The sequence below is a fragment of the Skermanella mucosa genome (assembly GCF_016765655.2).
Classification (GTDB): Bacteria; Pseudomonadota; Alphaproteobacteria; order Azospirillales; family Azospirillaceae; genus Skermanella; species Skermanella mucosa.
The window spans coordinates 6127030-6148076 of sequence record NZ_CP086106.1 but is presented as its reverse complement, the minus strand read 5'-3'; the positions used below and the strand labels follow the sequence as shown (position 1 = coordinate 6148076).

The following is a 21047-nucleotide window of genomic DNA, read 5'->3' as shown; positions in this document are numbered from 1 at the left end:
GGGGTCAATGCCATCGTCTGTCTCTAGCAGAATAGCTGGTTATCGACCATGTGAATTGCCGGGTGCCACACCATCAGGTACTCTCGGCCCTACTTTTTCCTGCCCGGTCGGACCAGCGCAGGAACGCTTTTTCGGACATCGGTGGTATGGAAAAGAGCATCTTTCGCTTCGTGCTGCGCTATAGTACGCGGCAGCAGGTGATCATACTCCTGCTCACCCTGTCCTCGTTCCCGTTCCTTTACTATTCATTGGAACTGCCGAAGCAGATCGTCAACGACGCCATCGGCGGACAGAATTTTCCCAAGGAATTCCTTGGTTTCCAGTTCGAACAGGTGCCGTACCTGATGCTGCTGTCAGGGATGTTCCTGATGCTGGTCCTGGTCAACGGCGCCTTCAAGTTCCGGATCAACACCCTGAAAGGGCGGTTGGGCGAGCGCATGCTGCGGCGGCTCCGCTACGAGCTGTATGTCAGGGTGCTCCGATTCCCGCTGCCCCGGTTCCGCAAGGTCAGCCAGGGCGAGATCATCCCGATGATCACCGCCGAGGTCGAGCCGCTGGGCGGCTTCATCGGCGACTCGATCGCCTTGCCGGTGTTCCAGGGCGGCACGCTGCTGGTCTATTTGGTCTTCATCTTCATGCAGGACCCCATCCTGGGGGCGGCGGCGATCTCGCTTTACCCCTTGCAGGGCTGGCTGATCCCCCGGCTGCAGCGCAAGGTCAACCAGCTCGGCAAGCAGCGGGTGCGGGCGATGCGCCAGATCTCCGACCGGATCGGCGAATCGGTTTCCGGCGTGCAGGAGATCCATGCCCACGACACCTCGGCCTGGCACCTGGCGGACATCTCGCACCGGTACGGCGACGTCTACGATATCCGGTTCGAAATCTTCCAGCGCAAATTCTTCATAAAATTCCTCAATAACTTCATCAACCAGCTGACGCCCTTCTTCTTCTACTCGATCGGCGGGTACCTGGTGATCCAGGGGAGCATCAGCTTCGGCTCGCTGGTCGCCGTGCTGGCCGCCTACAAGGATCTGGCGGGGCCGTGGAAGGAGCTGCTGGACTATTACCAGATGAAGGAGGACATCCGGATCAAGTACGAGCAGGTGATCGAGCAGTTCGACGTGCCTGAACTGATGGCCGCCGGCCTGATCGCCACCGACGCCGCTCCGGACACGCGGCTGACCGCGCCGATGGTCTTCACCAACGTCTCTTTCGGCGAGGACAACGGGCCGAAGATCCTGGACGGCGTGTCCTGCACGCTGCCGCTCGACGGGCACACGGCGATCGTCGGCGGTGCCGGGCGGGACGAGTTCGCCATGCTGGCCGCCCGGCTGCTGATGCCGACGGCCGGCCGGATCCGGATCGGCGAGCAGGATCTGGTGCATATGCCGGAGGCGGTCACCGGGCGGCGCATCGCCTATGTCGGGCAGAACAGCTACATGTTCACCGCCAGCCTGCGCGACAACCTCTATTACGGGCTGCGGCACCGCCCGCTGGCCGTGCATGAGGGGGACGAGAGGTCGGCGGCCGAGCACCGCCGCCGGTCTTCCGAGGCACGGGCGGCCGGCAACACCGATTTCCCGCTGGACGCGGACTGGATCGACTATGTCGCCGCCGGCTGCGACGGCCCCGAGAGCCTGCGCCGGCGCACGCTCGCCGTGCTGGACATGGTGGATATGGCGGACGACGTCTACCGGCTGGGCCTTAACGGCACGCTGGCGAAAGGCGGCGACGGGGACGTGGTCGCGCGCATCCTGGAGGCGCGGGCGGCGCTGAGGGCCGAGCTGGCCCAGCCGGCGATGCGGTCGCTGGTCGAGATCTGGCATCCCGACCGGTTCAACAACAACGCGACGGTGGCCGAAAACCTTCTGTTCGGCAGCCCGGTCGGGCCGGTCTTCGCGGTCGACAGCATGGCGGAGAATACCTATGTGCTGGGCGTGCTGGAGAAGGTGGGGCTGACGCGCGACTTCCTGAACATGGGCGTCCAGGTCGCCCGCACGATGATCGAACTGTTCGCCGACCTGCCGCCAGGCCACCAGTTCTTCGAGCAGTTCAGCTTCATCAGCTCGGAGGAGCTGCCCGACTTCCAGCCGATGGTGGCGAAGGCGGACAAGGAGGGCGTCGACAGCCTGAAGCCGGAAGAGAAGCGCCGGCTGATGGCGCTGCCCTTCAAGCTGATCCCGGCCCGCCACCGACTGGGCCTGATCGACGACGGCATGGAGCGGCGCCTGCTGGAAGCGCGCCACGTCTTCGCCCGCGACCTGCCGGAGGGCTTGCGCGAGAGCATCGAGTTCTTCGTCGAGGACAGCTACAACTCGGCCTCGACCATCCAGGACAACATCCTGTTCGGAAAGGTCGCGTACGGCCAGGCCCAGGTCGGCGGCAAGGTCGGCCGGCTGGTGGCACAGGTGATCGAGGAACTGCACCTGCGCGAGACCATCCAGGAGATCGGCCTGGACCATTATGTCGGCGTCTCGGGCTCTCGGCTGTCCCGGGTGCAGCGGCAGAAGGTGGCGCTGGCCCGCGCCATCCTGAAGAATCCCGACCTGCTGGTGATCAACGAGGCGACCGCCGGACTGGACGGCGCCAGCCAGACGCGCATCCATGACGCGATCCTGGAGGAGCGCCAGGGACGCGGCGTGGTCTGGGTCTTGCACAGGCCCAGCATCGCCCGGCGGTTCGACCAGACCCTGGTGCTCCGGGGTGGACAGATCGCCGAGCACGGGAGCTATCAGGACCTGGACAAGCCGGGCACCGTCATGCACGAGTTGCTGGCGGCCGAATGACGGGCGGCCGAATGACGGGCGGTTGGATGATGAGAAGCCGGAAGCGGGAGTAGCGTGTCGTGAGCCTTGCCGAAGAAGTCGAACTGCTGCGCAGGATCCCCATGTTCGCCAACGTGGAGACGAGCAAGCTGAAGCTGCTGGCTTTCACCAGCGAGCGAGTCGCCTTCCACGCGGGCGACATGCTTTTCACCCAGAACGAAATGGGCAGCAGCGCGTTCATCATCGTCGACGGCGAGGCGGACGTAACGGTCGATACGCCGAACGGGCCGTTGACGGTCGCCAAGGTCGGCCGCAACGATTTCATCGGCGAGATCGCGATCCTGTGCGACGTGCCGCGTACCGCAAGCGTGGTCGCCGTCACCGACATGACCACGCTGTGCATTTCCAAGGACCTGTTCTTCCGCATGATCACCGAGTTTCCGCAGATGGCGGTGGAGATCATGAGGGTGCTGGCCCAGCGCCTGGAGAACACGACCCGGCAATTGCGCGAAGCCGTCGCCCACGGTGCCCCGCCGCACACATGACGTAATCTGAAGAAGGCGGTTCATGAGCCGGTTGGACAGTTTTATCAGGCGGGTCAGCGCCCAGCGCGACTGCCTCAACGCCGCCGCGGACCTGGTCCGCGGCATTCCCGGGCCGGTGCTGGAGTTCGGCCTGGGCAACGGCCGGACCTATGACCATCTGCGCTCGCTGCTGCCGGAGCGCACGATCTTCGTGTTCGAGCGTCAGGTCGCCGCCCATCCCGATTGCATCCCGCCGGCCGAGTGCCTGCTGCTGGGCGACCTGTTCGAGACGCTGGAGTCGGCAGGCGCCGTGATCGGAGCGCCCGCGGCCCTGGCCCACGTGGATATCGGCTCCGGCGACCCCGGGGCCAACGCCGAGCTGGCGGCTTTCCTGGCGCCCCGGCTGCACAAGCTGATGGCGCACGGCGGCATCGTGGTCAGCGACCAGGACCTGGGCATGCCCCAGTGGGAACCGCTGCGCCCGCCGGAGACGGTCCGGCCGGGGCGTTACTTCATGATGAGGGTGTAAAAAATCATCCGCAGATGGACGCAGATAAACACAGATGAACTCCGGCTTGCTGAAGCTTCAGTCACCCGCAGGCAAATATCGAGGTTCTTATCTGCGTTTATCTGCGTGGATCTGTGGCAAAAACCTTCTACCCCGTTGCCGAGCGTCCGGTCCGGGCATCCGCCGCTTCGGCCTTGAAGGTCAGGGTGAACAGGGTACCGGCGCTGCCGTCCACGCCGACCGTGGCACGGATCTGATTTGCCAGGGCCTTGACCAGGGACAGGCCCAGGTTGGTGTTGTTTTCCCAATCCAGGCCGCCGGCGGCGCCGATCCCGTCGTCGCCGATCCGCAGTTCCCAGCGGCTGCCGTCCAGGGGTTCGAGCTCCAGCCGGACGGTGCCGGTCTCGCGGTCGGCGAAGGCGTGGCGGAAGCTGTTGGTGACCAGCTCGTTCAGGATCAGGCCGAGCGGCAGCGCCGTCTCGACCGGCACGTGGCACGGCCGGGTTCGGATGTCCATGGTGACTCCCCTGTCGGGACCGTGGAAATTCGCCAGCGTCTCGCAGATCTCCGCCAAGTAGCCGCCCAGTTCCAGGGTCGGCCCGGCGTCGTCGGTGTAGAGCTTGCGGTAGATCAGTTCCAGGGCGTTGATGCGGAGGAGCAGGTTGTCGAGGCCGGACCTCATCGCCTCGCTGTCGCTGCGGACGGCTTGCAGGCGGATCAGGCTGGCCATGACCTGGAGGTTGTTCTTGACCCGGTGCTGAAGCTCGTGGAGCAGCACCTCGCGGTGGCGCAACGCCTGCTCCAGGTCGCGGGTGCGCTCCTCGACCCTGCGCTCCAGCTGGGCGTTGGCTTCGACGATGCGGGCCGCGGCCTGACGGCGCAGGGTGCAGTCGAGCTGGGAGCCGAAGAAATAGAGCAGCTTGCCGTCCTGGTCATGGATCGGACTGATATACAGCTCGTTCCAGAACGATGTGCCGTTCTTGCGGTAGTTCAGCACCTCGACCTTGATGTCGCGCCGGTCGGCGAGGGCGCTTGCGATCAGGCGGCGTGCTTCCGGGTCCGAGTCCGGGCCTTGCAGGAAGCGGCAGTTCTGTCCGATGATCTCGTCGAGACCGTAGCCGGTCAGATCGAGGAACGCATGGTTGGCGAAGACGATCGGATTGTCGGCCTGGTTCGGGTCGGTGACCACGATCGGCATCCGGCTGCCCTCCACCACGCTGCGGAAGGGATTCTCCCGCGACGGATGGTTGATCAGGGCGATATTGTCCATCTCCTTGGGAGGAGTCTGCACGTTTGGCCTCCTGAGTTATCAGGTTCCGTGTGCCCTCTCCTGGAGGAGACCGGTCCGCAAGCCGCCGTTTCTTCTTTTTTACACACGGGTAGAACCTTGAGAGCAGATCAAACAAGGTTCGCCGGCCATTGTTCCAAACGCGACCAATGCGGGGACGGCGCCGCCCGGTCCGGGCGGCGCCGTCATGCCGATTACTCGGCCTTCTTGCTCAGGTCTTCGCCGGTGGCCTGGTCGACCATCTTCATGGACAGCTTGACCTTGCCGCGGTCGTCGAAGCCCAGGACCTTGACCTTCACCTCGTCGCCCTGCTTGACCACGTCGCCGACCTTGCCGACGCGCTCGTTCTTCAGCTCGGAGATGTGGACCAGGCCGTCGCGCGAGCCCAGGAAGTTCACGAAGGCGCCGAAGTCGACGACCTTCACGACCTTGCCGGTGTAGACCACGCCCAGTTCCGGCTCGGCCACGATGCCGCGGATCCAGTCGATGGCGGCCTGGCTGGCCTTGCCGTCCACCGCCGCGACCTTGACCGTGCCGTCGTCCTCGATGTCGATCTTGGCGCCGGTCTGCTCGACGATCTCGCGGATCACCTTGCCGCCGGAGCCGATCACGTCGCGGATCTTCTCCTTGGGGATGTTGATCACGGTGATGCGCGGGGCGTTCTGGTTGACCGCGTCGCGGGCGCCGCCGATCGCCTTGGCCATCTCGCCCAGGATGTGCATCCGGCCGCCGCGCGCCTGGTCGAGGGCGACGCGCATGATCTCCTCGGTGATCGAGGTGATCTTGATGTCCATCTGGAGCGCGGTGATGCCCTTCTCGGTGCCGGCGACCTTGAAGTCCATGTCACCCAGATGGTCCTCGTCGCCGAGGATGTCGGACAGCACGGCGAAGCCGCGGTCCTCCTTGATCAGGCCCATGGCGATGCCGGCGACCGGGCGGGGCAGGGGAGCGCCGGAGTCCATCAGGGCCAGCGAGGCGCCGCAGACGGTCGCCATCGACGAGGAGCCGTTGGACTCGGTGATCTCCGACACGATCCGCATGGTGTAGGGGAACTGCTCCTTGGTCGGGAGCAGCGGACGGACCGCCCGCCACGCCAGCTTGCCGTGCCCGATCTCGCGCCGGCCGGGGGAGCCGACGCGGCCCGCCTCGCCGACCGAGTAGGGCGGGAAATTGTAGTGGAGCATGAAGCTCTCGCGGTACTCGCCTTCGAGCGCGTCGATGATCTGCTCGTCCTGGCTGGTGCCGAGCGTGGCGACCACCAGGGCCTGGGTCTCGCCGCGGGTGAACAGGGCGGAGCCGTGGGCGCGGGGCAGCACGCCGACCTCGGCCACGATCTGGCGGATGTCGGTGGTCGAGCGGCCGTCGATCCGGCGGCCGGTGTCGATGACGGCGCCGCGCAGCACGTCGCTCTCGACGTCCTTGAAGGTGCCGGCGATCGCCTCGGCGGGGATCTCGTCCGAGGTCAGGGCCTCCAGCGCCTTCAGCTTGGCGGCGCCCAGCTTGTTCTGGCGGTCCTGCTTGCGGATCTCGGAATAGGCCGCCTTGATGTCCTCGCCGACGGTCTCCTTGACGCGGGCCTTGACGGCGGCGGCGTCATAGGGGGCCGCGGGCATGTCCCAGGGCTCCTTGGCGCACTGCTCGGCCAGCTCGATGATCGCGTCGATGACGGGCTGGAAGCCGCGGTGGCCGAACATGACGGCTCCCAGCATGACGTCCTCGGACAGTTCGCTGGCCTCGGATTCGACCATCAGGACGCCGTCGCGGGTGCCGGCGACGACCAGGTCCAGTTCGCCCACCTCGTCGTCGAGCAGGGGGTTCAGCGTGTATTCGCCGTTCCGGTAGCTGACGCGGGCGGCGCCGATCGGGCCCAGGAAGGGGATGCCGGAGATGGTCAGGGCGGCCGAGGTTCCGACCATGGCGACGATGTCGGGATCGTTCTCCATGTCGTGGCTCAGCACGGTGCAGATGACCTGCGTCTCGTTGCGGAAGCCGTCGGCGAACAGCGGGCGGATCGGCCGGTCGATCAGGCGGCTGACCAGCGTCTCCTTCTCGGAGGGACGGCCTTCGCGCTTGAAGAAGCCGCCCGGGATCTTGCCGGCGGCGAACGCCTTCTCCTGGTAGTTGACGGTCAGCGGAAAGAAATCGACACCGGGCTTGGCCGCCTTGGCCGCGACGACGGTGCAGAGCACGGTCGTCTCGCCGTACGTCGCCATCACGGCGCCATCGGCCTGACGGGCGACCTTGCCGGTCTCCAGCACCAGCTTGCGTCCGCCCCAATCGATTTCTTTTCTGTAGACGTTGAACATCGTTTCTTCCTTCCATCCGACGCCCAGGCCATCCCGGATTGGATGGGCCGGGCCGGGGCCCTCAGTCGTTGTCGACCCCGCGTGAAAACAATCCTGCATGAGCACAGGCGGAAAGCCGACCGGGAACGGGTCCGGGCCGGCAGGCAAAGCTCATCAATGAAATGGAGCCGAAAGCATTTCCCGCCCGCGAAAAAATCCTTCGCGGGCGGAATGATGCCGTGCACACCGCAGCCCGCCGCCCGCTCCGCGAAGCGAAGCCTGGACGGTCAGGGATCCGGGCTGGTTTCGGCAAACGGAATTGTCCGGTGGGCGGTGTGCGGAAAGAACCCGGCCTTAGCGGCGCAGGCCGAGACGCTGAATGAGCTGCTCGTAGCGGCCGACATTCTTGCGCTTCAGGTAGTCCAGCAGGCTTCGGCGCTGGCCGACCATGACCAGCAGGCCGCGGCGGCTGTGGAAGTCCTTCTTGTGGGTCTGGAGGTGCTCGGTCAGGTTCCGGATCCGCTCGGACAGGATCGCGACCTGCACTTCGGGGGAACCGGTATCGTTGGCACCGGTCGTGTATTCCTTGATCAGCTCCTGCTTGCGCTCGGCAGTGATCGACATCGGGTCTCTCCAATCGGGTCTGGTTGATGCTTACAGGTTCAATACGCGCACCGGGCGGATCTCCGCCCCTTCGACGCGGGCCAGCGCGACCGGCTTGCCGCCGGAAACGGCTAAAACGACAGCACCATCGCCCGACGGATCGTAGTCGAGGCCTTCGAGCCTCTCGCGATCCTGCCGGCGCAACAGCGCCACCGTTTGGCCAAGTCTCAGTCGGTGCGCTTCGGCTTCGGTCAGGGCGAACGCCGGGATGTCGTCCAGCGCCGTCTCGATCGGAAGCAGAAGTCTTTCGACGGCGGCACCATGCTCCATGGCCGCCAGATCGTCCAGGGAAATCGCGTTTTCGAGCGTGAAAGAGCCCACGTTGAGCCGCCGGAGGCGCGTTATGTGCCCCACGGTGCCCAAAGCGAGGGCAAGATCGCGCGCCAGGCTGCGCATATAGGTGCCTTTGCCGCATTCCACCTCGAAATCCGCGTGGTCGGCGTCCGGCAGCCCGATCAGGTGGAAACCGTCGATGCGCACGATGCGCGGCGCCAGAACGACCGTCTCGCCCTCGCGGGCCAGGTCGTAGGCGCGCTCGCCGTCGACCTTGATCGCGGAGAACTGGGGCGGCACCTGGGAGATTTCGCCCTGGAACGCTTCCAGCGCCGCCTCGATCTCGTCCTCGGACGGACGCTTCGGGCTGGTCGCGATGACGCTGCCTTCCAGGTCGTCGGTGGTGGTCTGCTCGCCCCAGCGCAGGCGGAAGCGGTAGGTCTTGGCGCCGTCCATGGCATAGGCCACGGTCTTGGTCGCCTCCCCGAAGGCGACCGGCAGCACGCCGGTGGCGATCGGGTCGAGGGTGCCGCCGTGCCCCGCCTTCTCGGCGTTGAGCAGGCGGCGGACCCGGGACATCACCTGGGTGGACGTCATGCCGGCCGGCTTGTCGATCACCAGCCAGCCGTGGACGGGCACGCCTTTGCGCTTACGCGCCACGGGGGCCTCGGCCGCCGGGGGAGGATTTGGAGGATTTCAAGGGAGCGGGCTTGTCGGCCTCCTCCTCCTCTTCTTCGTCCTCGTCGTCCTCCTCGTATTCGACGTCGTCTTCCTCGTCGTCGTCGTCCTCGTCGAGGTCGTCCTCGAACTCGGCCTCTTCCTCGTCTTCCTCGTCGTCGAGGTCGTCCTCGTCCTCGTAGTCCGGCTCGTCGTGGCCGGGTCCGTCGCCGTTCATGCCGTTGTGGGTGCCGTTGTGCGTTTCCTCGGCATCCCCATCGTCGTCGTGGCCGTCGGCATCGAGGTCGCGCGCGACCTCGGGGTCGTGCAGGAGGCGGTTGATATGGTCGGCGTACTCGAACGAGGTGTCGGCTTCGAACGACAGGGTGGGGACGTAGCGCAGCTTGACCGCGCGGGCGATCTGGCTGCGGAAGAAGGCCGCGGCGCGGCGCAGCGCCGCCACCGTCTCGTCGGAGTGGCCGCCGCCCAGCGGGGTGATGAAGGCGGTCGCGTTGCGCAGGTCCGGGCTGATCCGGACCTCGGTCACGGTGACGTTCAGGTTCTGCAGGTCGGGATCGCGGAAATCGCCGCGGCGGAGCACTTCCGCCAGCGCATGGCGCAACTCCTCCCCGACCCGCAATTGGCGTTGCGACGGGTTGCGTCCTGCGCGTTTGCTGCTCATGGGTTTATTTCCTCTTCCACCGGCCGCGCGCGCGGCGCCGGTCGGTACCGACGGGGGTATAGCCTGACCCGCCGGCGGGCTTCATGCCCCTGTTCCTGTTCGCGGGCTCCGGGAAGCCCCGAAATGGGAAGAGGCCCGCGGCGCCCGAGGGCGCCGCAAGGCCTTATCCGCGACGGCGGTCGGTCAGAGCTGCCGTGCCACTTCTTCCATCTCGTAGGCTTCGATCACGTCGCCTGCCTGGATGTTGTCGTAGTTCTCGAACGCCATGCCGCATTCGTACCCTTCGCGGACCTCGCGGACTTCGTCCTTGAAGCGCTTCAGGGTCTTCAGCGTGCCGGTGTGGATGACCACGTTGTCGCGCAGCAGGCGGACGCCGGCACCGCGCTTCACCACGCCCTCGGTGATCATGCAGCCGGCGACCTTGCCGACCTTGGTGATGTTGAACACCTCGCGGATCTGGGCGTTGCCCAGGAACCGCTCGCGCAGGATCGGCGACAGCATGCCCGTGAGGGCGGCCCGCACGTCGTCGATGACGTCGTAGATCACCGAGTAGTAGCGGATCTCGATGCCGTCCCGCTTCGCCATCTCGCGAGCCTGGGGATTGGCACGGACGTTGAAGCCGAAGATCATCGCCTTGGACGCGTTCGCCAGGGTCACGTCGGACTCGTTGATCGCGCCGACCGAGCTGTGGAGCACCCGCACCTTCACTTCGGTGTTGGCGGCGGTCAGACGCTCCAGGGCGCCGCTGATCGCCTCGATCGAGCCCTGCACGTCGCCCTTGATGACGATCGGCAGTTCCTTGGCCTCGCCCGCCTGGATGCGGGTGAACATCTGCTCCAGGGTGCCGCGCGACGCCGCCGAGGCCGCCGCCTCCCGCCGCTTGCGCTGACGGAACTCGGTGATCTCGCGGGCCCGCGCCTCGGTCTCCACCACCGCGAACTCGTCGCCCGCCAGCGGCGTGCCGTTCAGGCCCAGCACCTCGATCGGCATCGCCGGACCGGCGGTGTCGACGCTGGCGCCGCGGTCGTTGACCAGCGCCCGGACGCGGCCCCATTCGGCGCCGGCGACGAAGATGTCGCCGACCGACAGGGTGCCGCGCTGGATCAGCACGGTCGCGACCGAACCGCGGCCCCGCTCCAGCTTGGCCTCGATCACGACGCCTTCGGCGGCGCGGTTCGGGTTGGCCCGCAGCTCCAGGATTTCCGCCTGGAGGAGGATGGCCTCCTCGATCCGGTCGAGACCCATGCGGGTCTTGGCCGAAACCTCGACCGCCAGCACGTCGCCGCCCATCTCCTCGACGACCAGCTCGTGCTGCAGCAGCTCCTGGCGGACCCGGTCGGGGTTCGCGTCGGGCAGGTCGCACTTGTTGATCGCCACGATGATCGGCACCTGGGCCGCCTTGGCGTGGTGGATGGCCTCGACCGTCTGCGGCATGATGCCGTCGTCGGCGGCCACCACCAGCACCACCACGTCCGTGACGTTGGCGCCGCGCGCCCGCATCTCGGTGAAGGCGGCGTGGCCCGGGGTGTCGATGAAGGTGATCTTGCCGCCCGAGCCCAGCTGCACCTGATAGGCGCCGATGTGCTGGGTGATGCCGCCGGCTTCGCGGCTCGCCACGTCGGTGGCGCGCAGCGCGTCCAGCAGCGAGGTCTTGCCGTGGTCGACGTGGCCCATGACGGTGACGACGGGAGCCCGCGGGATCAGGTTCTCCTCGATGTCCTCCTCGCCCTTCAGGCCGACTTCGACGTCCGCCTCGGAAACGCGGCGCATCCGGTGACCGAACTCGGCGACTACCAGCTCCGCCGTGTCGGCGTCGATCGTCTGGTTGATCGTCGCCATCACGCCCATGCGCATCAGCGACTTGATCACGTCGGCGCCGCGCTCGGCCATGCGGTTGGCCAGCTCCTGGACGGTGATGACTTCCGGCACCACCACGTCGCGGGTGACCTTCTGGGTCTCCTGCCGGCTGTTCAGGCGCTGCTTCTCGCGCTCACGGGCACGCCGCAGCGCCGCCATGCTGCGGGTCCGCTCGGACTCGTCGCCGCTCAGCGCCTGGGTGACCGTCATCTTGCCGCTGCCGCGGCGGCGGTCGCCCGCCTTGCCCTTGGGAGCCGCGGGCGGCTTGGCCGGGGCCTTCGCGGGGCCGCCGCCGGCACCGGGAGCCGTCTTGCGGCGGCCGCGGCCGTCGTCTTCCTCTTCGCCGGCGCGGGCGATCATGCCGGCCGCCTTGCCGATGGCGGCTTCCGCGGCACGCGGCGCCGCCGGAGTCCGGCGGCGGTCGTCCTCGCCCGAGCGGGCGGCGGCCGGAGCGGCCTCCTCGTCGCGGGCCGGAGCCTTGGCAGCCGGGCGCCTGGCGGCTTCCGCCTCCTTGCGCTTGGCTTCCTCTTCCTGGCGCTTGCGTTCGGCCTCCTCGGCCTTGGCGCGCTCCTCTTCCTGGATGCTCTTCAGCTCCTCGAGCTCGCGCCGGCGCAGGGCCTCGGCGTCGAGCTGGGGCTCCGGCGCCTCCTCGACGACCTCCGGCTCCTCGATGACGGTGGCCTCGGCCAGCTCGGCCTCGACCTGCCGCCGCTCCTCGTCGGAACGGATGGCGCCCTGGAGGGCGCGCAGGCGGGCGTCGCGCTCCTCCTTGGTGAGCTGCCGGACGGCGGGCTGGCCACGCTGGCCCCTGCCGCCGGGCGCGCCCTTGAGGGGCAGCCCCTCGGCCGCGCGGCGGGCCGCGGCGCCGCCGTCGGCCACGCCGGGCGCGGCTCCCTTCTCGATCGTCCGCTTGCGCTTGACCTCGACGGTCACGGTCTTCGACCGGCCATGGGAAAAGCTCTGCCGAACCGAGCCGGCATCGGCGGGTTTGTTCTTCAGTTCGAGCTTGCCCTTGGTGGGGAGGCTCAAAACCTTCTTGCGGTCCTGGTCGTTACTGTCAGTCATCTGTGTCCGACTAGCTCGTCGTTGTATCTGTTGCCCGGCCGGCCGATGCCGGACCGCAATTGCCTTCACCCGAGGCACCCCGTCGAAGACCGGCATACCGCCGGCACTCCTCCAGGAAGCGCGCGGCCAATCGGCCGGGCGCCAGCATCGCATGCACCACGTGGTCGCGACCGAAGGCGTGGCCGAGATCGGCCGCGTCGAACAGGTCGACGACGGGCGCCTCCCCGGCCAGCGCCCGCATCTTGCCGCGCCCGTCCTCCGCCCCGTCGGCGGCGGCGATCAGCGCGCCCGCCTTGCCCTTGCGCAACGCCTCGCGGACCTTCTCGAACCCCGAGACGGCCACCCCGGCGCGACGGCACAGGCCGATCGAGTCGAGGCAGCGCCGCTTGAGCAATGCCTCCACCCGGTCGGCCAGGCCGGGATCGACCTTGACCTTGCGGCGGGCGGCCTTGGAGAACTGGTTCTTGGCGACCGCCCTGGCCAGGATCTCCCGGTCCGCCGTGACCCACAGCCCCCGTCCGGGCAGCGTGCCCTCCAGGTCCGGCACGACGGCGCCTTCCGGCGACGCGACGAACCGGATCATGCCCTGGCGGTCGGCGACGACGGCGGTGACGATGCAGCGCCGCAATGGGCTGCGCCGGCCGCCGATCGCCTCCTCCTCAAGCGGTTCGTGCCCGGGGAAACCGGGCTCGAACGTTTCGGGCGGGTCTGCTGCCTCGTGGGGCAGGGTGGGGTGGGCGTTCAGTAATGTCATCCGGTGCAGGGTCGGTCCTTGGTTCGAGAGCGGTAGTCCTGGAAAGACCAGGGTCAGTGCTGTTCGGTCGCGGCGGTCGCCGGTTCGCCGTCCTCGGTGAACCAGTGGGCGCGGGCCGCCATGATGATGGCGTTGGCGTCGTCCAGCGTCATGGCGTCCTTGCCGACGATCTCGCGCAGCTCGTCGCCCGCGAGGTCGGCCAGATCGTCCAGGGTCTTGACCCCGTTCTCGCCCAGCTTGACCAGCATGACGGGGGTCAGGCCCTCGATCTCCGCGATCTCGTCGACGACGCCCAGCGCCTGGCGCCGCTCGGTCATCTCGCTGTTCTGCTGGTCGAGGAAGGTCCGGGCGCGCTCGCGCAGCTCCTCGGCCACGTCCTCGTCGAAGCCTTCGATCTCGGCGAGTTCGTTGGTCTCGGCGAAGGCGATCTCCTCGACCGACGAGAAGCCCTCGGCGACCAGCAGGTGGGCGATCACGTCGTCCACGTCCAGGGCGTCGATGAAGAGCTGGGAACGGGTCTTGAACTCTTCCGAGCGCCGCTCCGACTCCTCGTTCTCGGTCATGATGTCGATGTCCCAGCCGGTCAGCTGGCTGGCGAGACGCACGTTCTGGCCGCGGCGTCCGATCGCCAGACTCAACTGGTCATCGGGAACCACGACTTCAATGCGCTTGCTTTCCTCGTCCATCACGACCTTGGCCACTTCGGCCGGGGCCAGGGCGTTGACGACGAAGGTCGCCGGGTCCTGGGACCACGGAATGATGTCGATCTTCTCGCCCTGGAGCTCGCCGACGACGGCCTGGACGCGGCTGCCGCGCATGCCGACGCAGGCGCCGACCGAGTCGATCGAGCTGTCGTGGCTCAGCACGGCGATCTTGGCGCGAGAGCCGGGGTCGCGGGCGACCGACTTGATCTCGATGATGCCGTCGTAGATCTCCGGCACTTCCTGGGAGAAGAGCTTCGCCATGAAAGTGGGATGGGTGCGCGACAGGAAGATCTGCGGACCGCGGGCTTCGGCCCGTACGTCATAGATGTACGCGCGTACGCGGTCGCCGTTCTTGAAGTGCTCGCGGGGCAGAAGCTCGTCGCGGCGCAGGATCGCCTCCGCCCGGCCCAGGTCGACCGTGACGTTTCCGTACTCGACCCGCTTGACCAGGCCGTTGACCACTTCGCCGACGCGGTCCTTGTATTCCTTGAACTGGCGCTGCCGTTCCGCCTCGCGGACCTTCTGGACGATGACCTGCTTGGCGGTCTGCGCCGCGATCCGGCCGAAGTCGATCGGCGGCAACTCGTCGGTCAGGAACTCGCCGACGGCGGCGTCCTTCTTCATGCGCTGCGCTTCGCGGACGGTAAGCTGGGTCGCCTCGTTCTCGACCTCCTCGACCACTTCCAGGTAGCGCATCAGGTGGATGTCGCCGGTCTTGCGGTCGATCCGCGCCCGGATGTCGTGTTCGTGTCCGTACTTGGAGCGGCCTGCCTTCTGAATCGCCTGCTCCATCGCTTCCAGGACCTCATCCCGGTCGATGTTCTTCTCGCGGGCGACCGCATCGGCTACTTGTAGCAGTTCCATTCCAGAAGTCCCTGGCGTTCGTTAGAGTAGGCACTCGGACGTGAGGCGAAAAGGCCGGCTACTGCTGGGCCGCGGTGGCGGCGATCAGCGCGTCGGTCAGGATCAGCTTGGCGCGCTGCACGGCGTCGAACGGGATGGTGGCCGGACCGGTATCGGTCTCGATCAGCACGGACCCGTCCCCGACGCCCTTCAGCACGCCACGGAACCGCTTGCGGCCGTCCAGCGGGAAGCGGGTTTCGATGCGCGCTTCGAAGCCGGCGAACCGTTCGAAATCCTTCAGCCGGGTCAACGGCCGGTCGATCCCCGGCGAGCTGACTTCCAGCGTGTAGGCGGAAGAAATCGGATCCTCGACATCAAGGATGGCGGACACAGCGCGGCTGATGTCTGCGCAATCCTCCACGGTCATGGCGGCATTGTCCTTCCGCTCGGCCATCACCTGCAAGGTGGGCCGCTGCGTGCCCGACACCTGCACCCGTACGATCTCGTAGCCCATGGCTTCGACCGAGGGGGCGATGATCTGTTGTATCCGATCGGTTGCGTCCATTCCACCTGACTTGAGGCAACATGACCGGGCTTCAGGGGCCCGGTTCAATAAACTGTAGACAAAAACAAAAAAGTGGGCCAGTGGCCCACCCGGATGCGATCCAGCCTTGCCCGTTTTGGCGGGACCGCCGGATCGTATGGGATCACGGAATGGAATATAGCGGAGTTGAGGCAGGCCGCAAGGATTTTCCACAATACTTTCCCTGCGGCTTTCCGTTGCTTTCCCGCCCGCTCCGGCGTGGGCGGCGTACGGGCCGGGTGCCGCACCCGGCCCGCCGGTTCAGCCCCGCGGTTTCCGCCTGAAGCGCAGGAACACCGGCTTGCGGCCGGCCTCGATGCCCTTCTGCTCGTAGCGCGACTGGGGCCAGTCGTCCGGCCGCCGGCGCCAATCCTCCGCGGTCCTGGCGAGCCACTCGAAGTCGGGATGGCGCCAGGTGTGCTCCAGCATCCACATGGCGACGCCCATGACGTCGCTCGCCATGCGCAGTTCGGCCCCGTCCTTCAGCACGCGCGACAGCCGGGCCAGGTTGTCCGGTCCGATGAAGCGGCGCTTGTGGTGGCGGATCTTGGGCCAGGGGTCGGGGAACAGCACGAAGCAGCGGCCGATCGACGCGTCGGGCAGGGCATCGATCAGCGGCCGGGCGTCGTCGGCGAGGATGCGGATGTTCCGCTGTCCTCCGGCATCGATGTGTTCCAGGAGATTGGCGACGCCGTTGAGGAAGGGCTCGCAGCCGATCATGCCGATGTCGGGATGGGCCGCGGCCTGGCCGGCCAGGTGCTCGCCGCTGCCGAATCCCACTTCCAGCCACACGTCCATGATTCCGGACGCGCCTTCGGGTGTCACGAAGAGCGAGACGGGATCGACGCGCCGGCCGTCCGCCGGCGGCTCGATGGCCAGCCGGGGCAGCAGCGTTTCCAGCAGGTTGGTCTTGTAGAGGCGCAGTCTACGGCCGCGCCGGCGGCCGTAGACCTTTTCCCGCAGATCGGCCGGCGCGTCGTCGCGCGGGCCTGGAGGACGATCAGGCAAAGGCCGACCGCAGGTCCGACACCAGATCCGTGCGCTCCCAGGAGAAACCGCCGTCGGCCTCCGGCGCGCGGCCGAAGTGACCATAGGCCGCGGTACGGGCATAGATCGGCTTGTTGAGGCCGAGATGCTCGCGAATGCCGCGCGGGCTCAGGTTGACCAGTTCCTGAAGGACCTTGGACAGCCTGTCCTCGTCGACCCGGCCGGTCCCGTAGGTCTCGATGTAGACGGCCAGCGGCCGCGACACGCCGATGGCATAAGCCAACTGGATGGTGCAGCGCTCGGCCAGCTCGGCGGCCACCACGTTCTTGGCAAGGTAGCGGGCGGCGTAGGCCGCGGACCGGTCGACCTTGGTCGGGTCCTTGCCGGAGAAGGCGCCGCCGCCGTGGGGGGCCGCCCCGCCGTAGGTGTCGACGATGATCTTGCGGCCGGTCAGGCCGGCGTCGCCGTCGGGACCGCCGATCACGAAGCGGCCGGTCGGGTTGACGTAGAAGAACTCCTCGTCGCACATCCAGCCTTCCGGCAGGACGTTGATCACGTGGGGGCGCACGATCTCCCGGACCTCGGCCTGGTCGAGCCCGTCCATGTGCTGGGTGGAAACCACGATAGAGGTCGCGCGCACCGGCTTGCCGTTCTCGTACTGCAGGCTGACCTGGCTCTTGGCGTCGGGCCCGAGTTGCGGGGCGGCGCCGGAATGCCGCGCCTCGGCCAAGCTCTTCAGGATGCCGTGGGCGAAGTAGATCGGCGCCGGCATCAGCGCTTCGGTCTCGCGGCAGGCATAGCCGAACATGATGCCCTGGTCGCCGGCACCCTCGTCCTTGTTGCCCGCCGCATCGACGCCGACCGCGATGTCGGCCGACTGGGCATGCACCAGGATCTTGACGTCGGCCTTCTCCCAGTGGAATCCTTCCTGCTCGTACCCGATGTCCTTGATGGCATGCCGGGCGACGCTTTCCATCAGGTCGGGCGTGATCGAGTCCGGTCCCCGAACCTCGCCGGCCAGGACGATCTGGTTGGTCGTCGCCAGGGTCTCGACCGCTACCCGGGCATACGGGTCATGGCCGAGGAACAGGTCCACGATGGCGTCTGAAACGCGGTCGCAGACCTTGTCTGGATGGCCCTCGGAAACCGATTCACTGGTGAAGACATAGTTGCGTAGAGCCACAGGTTGCCTCGGCGCGTTGCGGATTGATGACATACGAAGATAATCGGCCCGCCACTTGACTGACGAGCATTATCACTCTTTTCGCAATCCGAACCATCCGGGTCAAGTGACTTGATCCGGAACCTGCAATCTGGGTATCCCGCACGGCTAGCAAGCAGGAATTGTTTCGAAATCTCACGGGGTCGCCCTTCCAGCATTGCCCCGCTGCCGGCCCACGCTACGCAGGGCCGGCCGGAACCCTGGCCAAGGCGAACAGCCGCCGGTCAGCCGCCTTCGCTGTTCGACGCGTTGGCGACCGACTTGGTCAATTCGAACAGGCGCTTGCGGACCTGCGGGTCGGTGATGCGATAGTATGCCCGGACCAGTTCCAGGGTTTCCCGCTTGGCCATCGGGTCGGGCTCGAACGAACCCGGCTTCTCCTCGCCGAAACCGCCATGGGAAGGCTCGCCCGAGAGGATCGCGTTCGAGTCGGCCGGCATGTCGTCGAAAAAGAACGAAACCGGGACGTCCAGGACGCGGCTGAGGTCGAACAGGCGACTCGCACCGATCCGGTTCGCGCCCCGCTCGTATTTCTGGACCTGCTGGAACGTCAGGCCGATCGCCTCGCCCAGCTTCTCCTGGCTCATGCCGAGGAGAGTGCGGCGCAGCCTTACCCGTGATCCGACATGTACGTCGATCGGATTCGGCTTGCCGGTCTTGGGCCGCCCGCCGGTTCCACGCCGGCCTCGTGTTTGTGGTTGCATGCCCTCAAACCCCTGTTGAATGTTAGCACTCTAACTAGTCATGCACGTGTATGCATTCAATAGTACGTACTAGCGCATTCTTGTGCACGCGCATACGAAAATATGTGCGACAATCAAGGGGTCTGTCGAGCGATGGTTGTGCTGAGGCCGAAACTCATCAGAAGTACCACCAATATCCAGTCGCCGATTCGACCGTACGGGGTGTTTCCAAGCGCCTTCGGCAGCGCCGCGTCGACGACGCCGCGCGAACCCAACTCGAGATAGGCCGAGATCCGGCCGTAACCATCCACGACGCCGGATATCCCGGTATTCGCCGCCCTCACCATGGGCAGACCCTCCTCCACCGCGCGCGCCTGGGCGATGGCGAAATGCTGGTGGGGGCCGGCGCTGATGCCGTACCAGGCGTCGTTCGTCACGTTGAGCAGCCATTCCGGCCGCCGTCCCGGGTCCTTCACCGCGGCTGGGAAAATCACCTCGTAGCAGATGAGCGGGCTGAAAGCGGGCAGTCCGGCGACGTCGATCGTCTCCGGACCCAAGCCGGCGGAGAAGTCGGTCGATCCGGCGGCGATGGAAGCGACCGGGAGGATGCCCCTGAGCGGCATATACTCGCCGAACGGAACCAGGTGGAACTTGTCGTAGGTGGCGACCACCGCGCCGCTGCCGTCCACCGCATGGAGGCTGTTCCAGAACCGGTTGGTGCCGTCCGGCCCGGTCCTGACCCGCGGGGCGCCGGTGATGACGCTGCCGCCGGGCGGGGTCACCGACCCGATCGCCAGCCGGGCCGCCGCGTCGCGCTCCAGGAAGAAGGGGACCGCGGTCTCCGGCCAGACCACGTGGGTGGGCGCCGGGCCGCCCGATGCTGGGCCTTCGGCGGTCATTTCCAGCAGGCGCTCGAAGTTCCGCGCCCGCTCGGCCGGGTCCCATTTCAGGGTCTGCGCGATGTTCGGCTGGACGATGCGCACCACCACGCCGGGAACCACGGACCTGTCGTTCTGCGACAATCTGACCCAGCCCGCGATACCGATCGCGGCGACCAGAAGCAGGCCGGCCGCCACGGATCCGGCCGCCCGCCGCCGCGACTCGGCCGGGTCGCCGAACAGGGCAGGCGTGGCGGCGACCGCGACCGTCAGGAGGCCCAGGCCGTAGGTGCCGATCACCGCGACGCTCTGCAGCACCGGCAGGAACCCCACCCAGGAATAGCCGATCAGGTTCCAGGGAAAGCCGGTCAGGACATGCCCGCGCAGATACTCCGCCACCGTCCACAGCATCGCGAAGGCGAGCACGCGGGAAAGGCCGCCCAGGCGGAACCGCCGTGACAGGACGTGCAGGGCGAGCGTCGCCAGGCCGACGAAGACGGCGAGCAGCGCCGGCAGTCCCGCGGCGGCGAAAGGCATCATCCACCAGAAGCGGGCGATGTCGGTCAGCAGCGCGAAGGAAATCCAGTAGAGGCCGAGCAGGAAATGCCCGAAGCCGAACCACCAGCCGGTGAAGAAGGCGGAGCGGCGGGTCGCCGCGCCGTCGAGCAGCCAGAGCAGGCCGGGAAAGGCCAGCAGCAGCACGGGCACGGCGAAGGCCGGCGGCAGGGCGAGGGTCGCGAGGCCGCCGAACGCCGCCGCCGCGAGGTATCGGCGCCAGCCGGTCAGGGCGGACAGGTGCGCGGCGAAGCGCAGGCCGCCCCGTTCCCGGGAGGCCCCGCCGTCGCTTTCCCGGAGCGCTCCGCCGCGCGCGTCGCCCGCAACCCCGCCCGAGCCCCGGAGGCGCGGGGAGACGTCATCCATGGGTGGCGTTGACGGGTTCCGGAAGGTTGCGGACCCGCAGGCGCTTGATCCGCCGCGGATCGGCGTCGACCACCTCGAACTCCAGGCCCGAGGGATGCTTGAGCAACTCGCCCCGGCTCGGCACGCGGCCGGCCAGGTTGAACACCAGCCCGCCGAGCGTGTCGAAGTCCTCCCGCTCGCCGTCGTCCAGGACGGGTCCGACCAGGCTGAGGAAATCGTCGATCGGAACGCGGGCGTCGGCCAGCATCGTGCCGTCCGGCCGGGTCACCAGCATCGGCTCCTCGGTCTCGTCGTGCTCGTCCTCGATCTCGCCGACGATCTCCTCCACCAGGTCCTCGATCGTCACGAGCCCGTCGATGCCGCCGAACTCGTCCACGACCAGGGCCATGTGCTGGCGCGACTGGCGCATCTGGAGCAGCAGGTCGAGGACCGGCATGCTGGGCGCCACGATCACCGCGTCGCGGGTGATGTCCTTGAGCTGGAACGGCGTCTTCCGCGCGACCGCTGACAGCACGTCCTTGATGTGGACCACGCCGACGACGTCGTCGAGGGTCTCCCGGTAGACCGGCATCCGGGAGTGGGCCTCCTCCGACATGCGCTCGATCAACTCGGGCAGCGTCGTGTCGATGTCGACGGCGACGATGTCGGCGCGCGGCACCATCGTGTCCACGACGGTGCGGTCCCGCAGCTTGAGGATGTTGGCGAGGAGCACCCGCTCGTCGGCGGCGATCGATCCCTCGGCTTCGCGCCGTTCCTCGATCAGCTCCTCGATGGTGTCGCGCAGCGTCGTGTCGCCGCGTCCCCCCAGGATGGTCCTCAACCAGCCGCGAAATTGGCCGGTGAAGGAATTCTGCTCGTCGGCCCCGTCTTCACGGGGCGTCCTACTGCCGGATATGTCTGCCATC

The 21047-nt window shown here is 67.3% G+C and carries 17 protein-coding genes; 3 read left to right on the top strand and 14 right to left on the bottom strand.

The window, feature by feature from the left end:
• The first annotated feature begins 146 nt into the window (after positions 1–146).
• The 3 genes from JL100_RS28500 to JL100_RS28490 are packed head-to-tail and all read left to right on the top strand — an operon-like array spanning position 147 to position 3818.
• Complete coding sequence (locus JL100_RS28500; RefSeq protein WP_202684502.1) at positions 147–2786, top strand: ABC transporter ATP-binding protein/permease; 2640 nt, start codon at positions 147–149, stop codon at positions 2784–2786.
• 59 nt (positions 2787–2845) lie between these two features.
• Complete coding sequence (locus tag JL100_RS28495; RefSeq protein WP_202684501.1) at positions 2846–3310, top strand: cyclic nucleotide-binding domain-containing protein; 465 nt, start codon at positions 2846–2848, stop codon at positions 3308–3310.
• Between the two features lie 22 nt (positions 3311–3332).
• Entirely contained in the window at positions 3333–3818 is a 486-nt protein-coding gene (locus tag JL100_RS28490; protein ID WP_202684500.1) for a class I SAM-dependent methyltransferase, read from the top strand.
• A 127-nt stretch (positions 3819–3945) separates the two neighbouring features.
• On the opposite strand, the gene JL100_RS28485 is transcribed toward JL100_RS28490, so the two are convergent.
• From JL100_RS28485 to JL100_RS28420, 14 genes are all read right to left on the bottom strand, one after another.
• A complete protein-coding gene (locus JL100_RS28485; RefSeq protein WP_202684499.1) occupies positions 3946–5088 on the bottom strand; it encodes a PAS domain-containing protein in 1143 nt (380 codons plus the stop codon).
• A gap of 191 nt (positions 5089–5279) precedes the next feature.
• Complete coding sequence (pnp, locus tag JL100_RS28480; protein ID WP_202684498.1) at positions 5280–7391, bottom strand: polyribonucleotide nucleotidyltransferase; 2112 nt, start codon at positions 7389–7391, stop codon at positions 5280–5282.
• Between the two features lie 333 nt (positions 7392–7724).
• Entirely contained in the window at positions 7725–7994 is a 270-nt protein-coding gene (gene rpsO, locus JL100_RS28475; protein WP_158047707.1) for a 30S ribosomal protein S15, read from the bottom strand.
• Positions 7995–8024: 30 nt separating this feature from the next.
• Positions 8025–8966: a tRNA pseudouridine(55) synthase TruB gene (gene truB, locus JL100_RS28470; RefSeq protein WP_202684497.1), complete on the bottom strand. Its 942-nt coding sequence runs from the start codon at positions 8964–8966 to the stop codon at positions 8025–8027.
• Positions 8956–9645 (bottom strand): 30S ribosome-binding factor RbfA, encoded by a 690-nt coding sequence (rbfA, locus tag JL100_RS28465; RefSeq protein ID WP_202684496.1) that lies wholly within the window; start codon positions 9643–9645, stop codon positions 8956–8958. Before rbfA ends, truB begins: the two co-directional genes overlap by 11 nt.
• A 183-nt stretch (positions 9646–9828) precedes the next feature.
• On the bottom strand, positions 9829–12567 hold the full coding sequence (gene infB / locus JL100_RS28460) for a translation initiation factor IF-2 (protein ID WP_228420957.1): 2739 nt from the start codon (positions 12565–12567) through the stop codon (positions 9829–9831).
• 10 nt (positions 12568–12577) lie between these two features.
• Positions 12578–13321 (bottom strand): RNA-binding protein, encoded by a 744-nt coding sequence (locus JL100_RS28455; RefSeq protein ID WP_202684494.1) that lies wholly within the window; start codon positions 13319–13321, stop codon positions 12578–12580.
• A gap of 53 nt (positions 13322–13374) precedes the next feature.
• On the bottom strand, positions 13375–14889 hold the full coding sequence (nusA, locus tag JL100_RS28450; protein WP_202684493.1) for a transcription termination factor NusA: 1515 nt from the start codon (positions 14887–14889) through the stop codon (positions 13375–13377).
• A 58-nt stretch (positions 14890–14947) separates the two neighbouring features.
• On the bottom strand, positions 14948–15433 hold the full coding sequence (gene rimP, locus JL100_RS28445; RefSeq protein WP_202684492.1) for a ribosome maturation factor RimP: 486 nt from the start codon (positions 15431–15433) through the stop codon (positions 14948–14950).
• 279 nt (positions 15434–15712) lie between these two features.
• On the bottom strand, positions 15713–16459 hold the full coding sequence (gene trmB, locus JL100_RS28440) for a tRNA (guanosine(46)-N7)-methyltransferase TrmB (RefSeq protein WP_228420956.1): 747 nt from the start codon (positions 16457–16459) through the stop codon (positions 15713–15715).
• Positions 16452–17621: a methionine adenosyltransferase gene (gene metK / locus JL100_RS28435; protein WP_202684490.1), complete on the bottom strand. Its 1170-nt coding sequence runs from the start codon at positions 17619–17621 to the stop codon at positions 16452–16454. The genes trmB and metK overlap by 8 nt, the downstream gene beginning before the upstream one ends.
• Positions 17622–17884: 263 nt before the next feature.
• A complete protein-coding gene (locus JL100_RS28430) occupies positions 17885–18364 on the bottom strand; it encodes a helix-turn-helix domain-containing protein (protein ID WP_202684489.1) in 480 nt (159 codons plus the stop codon).
• A 113-nt stretch (positions 18365–18477) separates the two neighbouring features.
• The gene (gene lnt / locus JL100_RS28425; protein ID WP_202684488.1) at positions 18478–20142 is read right to left on the bottom strand and encodes an apolipoprotein N-acyltransferase; all 1665 of its coding nucleotides are present in this window, start codon (positions 20140–20142) and stop codon (positions 18478–18480) included.
• A complete protein-coding gene (locus JL100_RS28420; RefSeq protein WP_202684487.1) occupies positions 20135–21046 on the bottom strand; it encodes a hemolysin family protein in 912 nt (303 codons plus the stop codon). The genes lnt and JL100_RS28420 overlap by 8 nt, the downstream gene beginning before the upstream one ends.
• Position 21047: the final 1 nt, after the last annotated feature.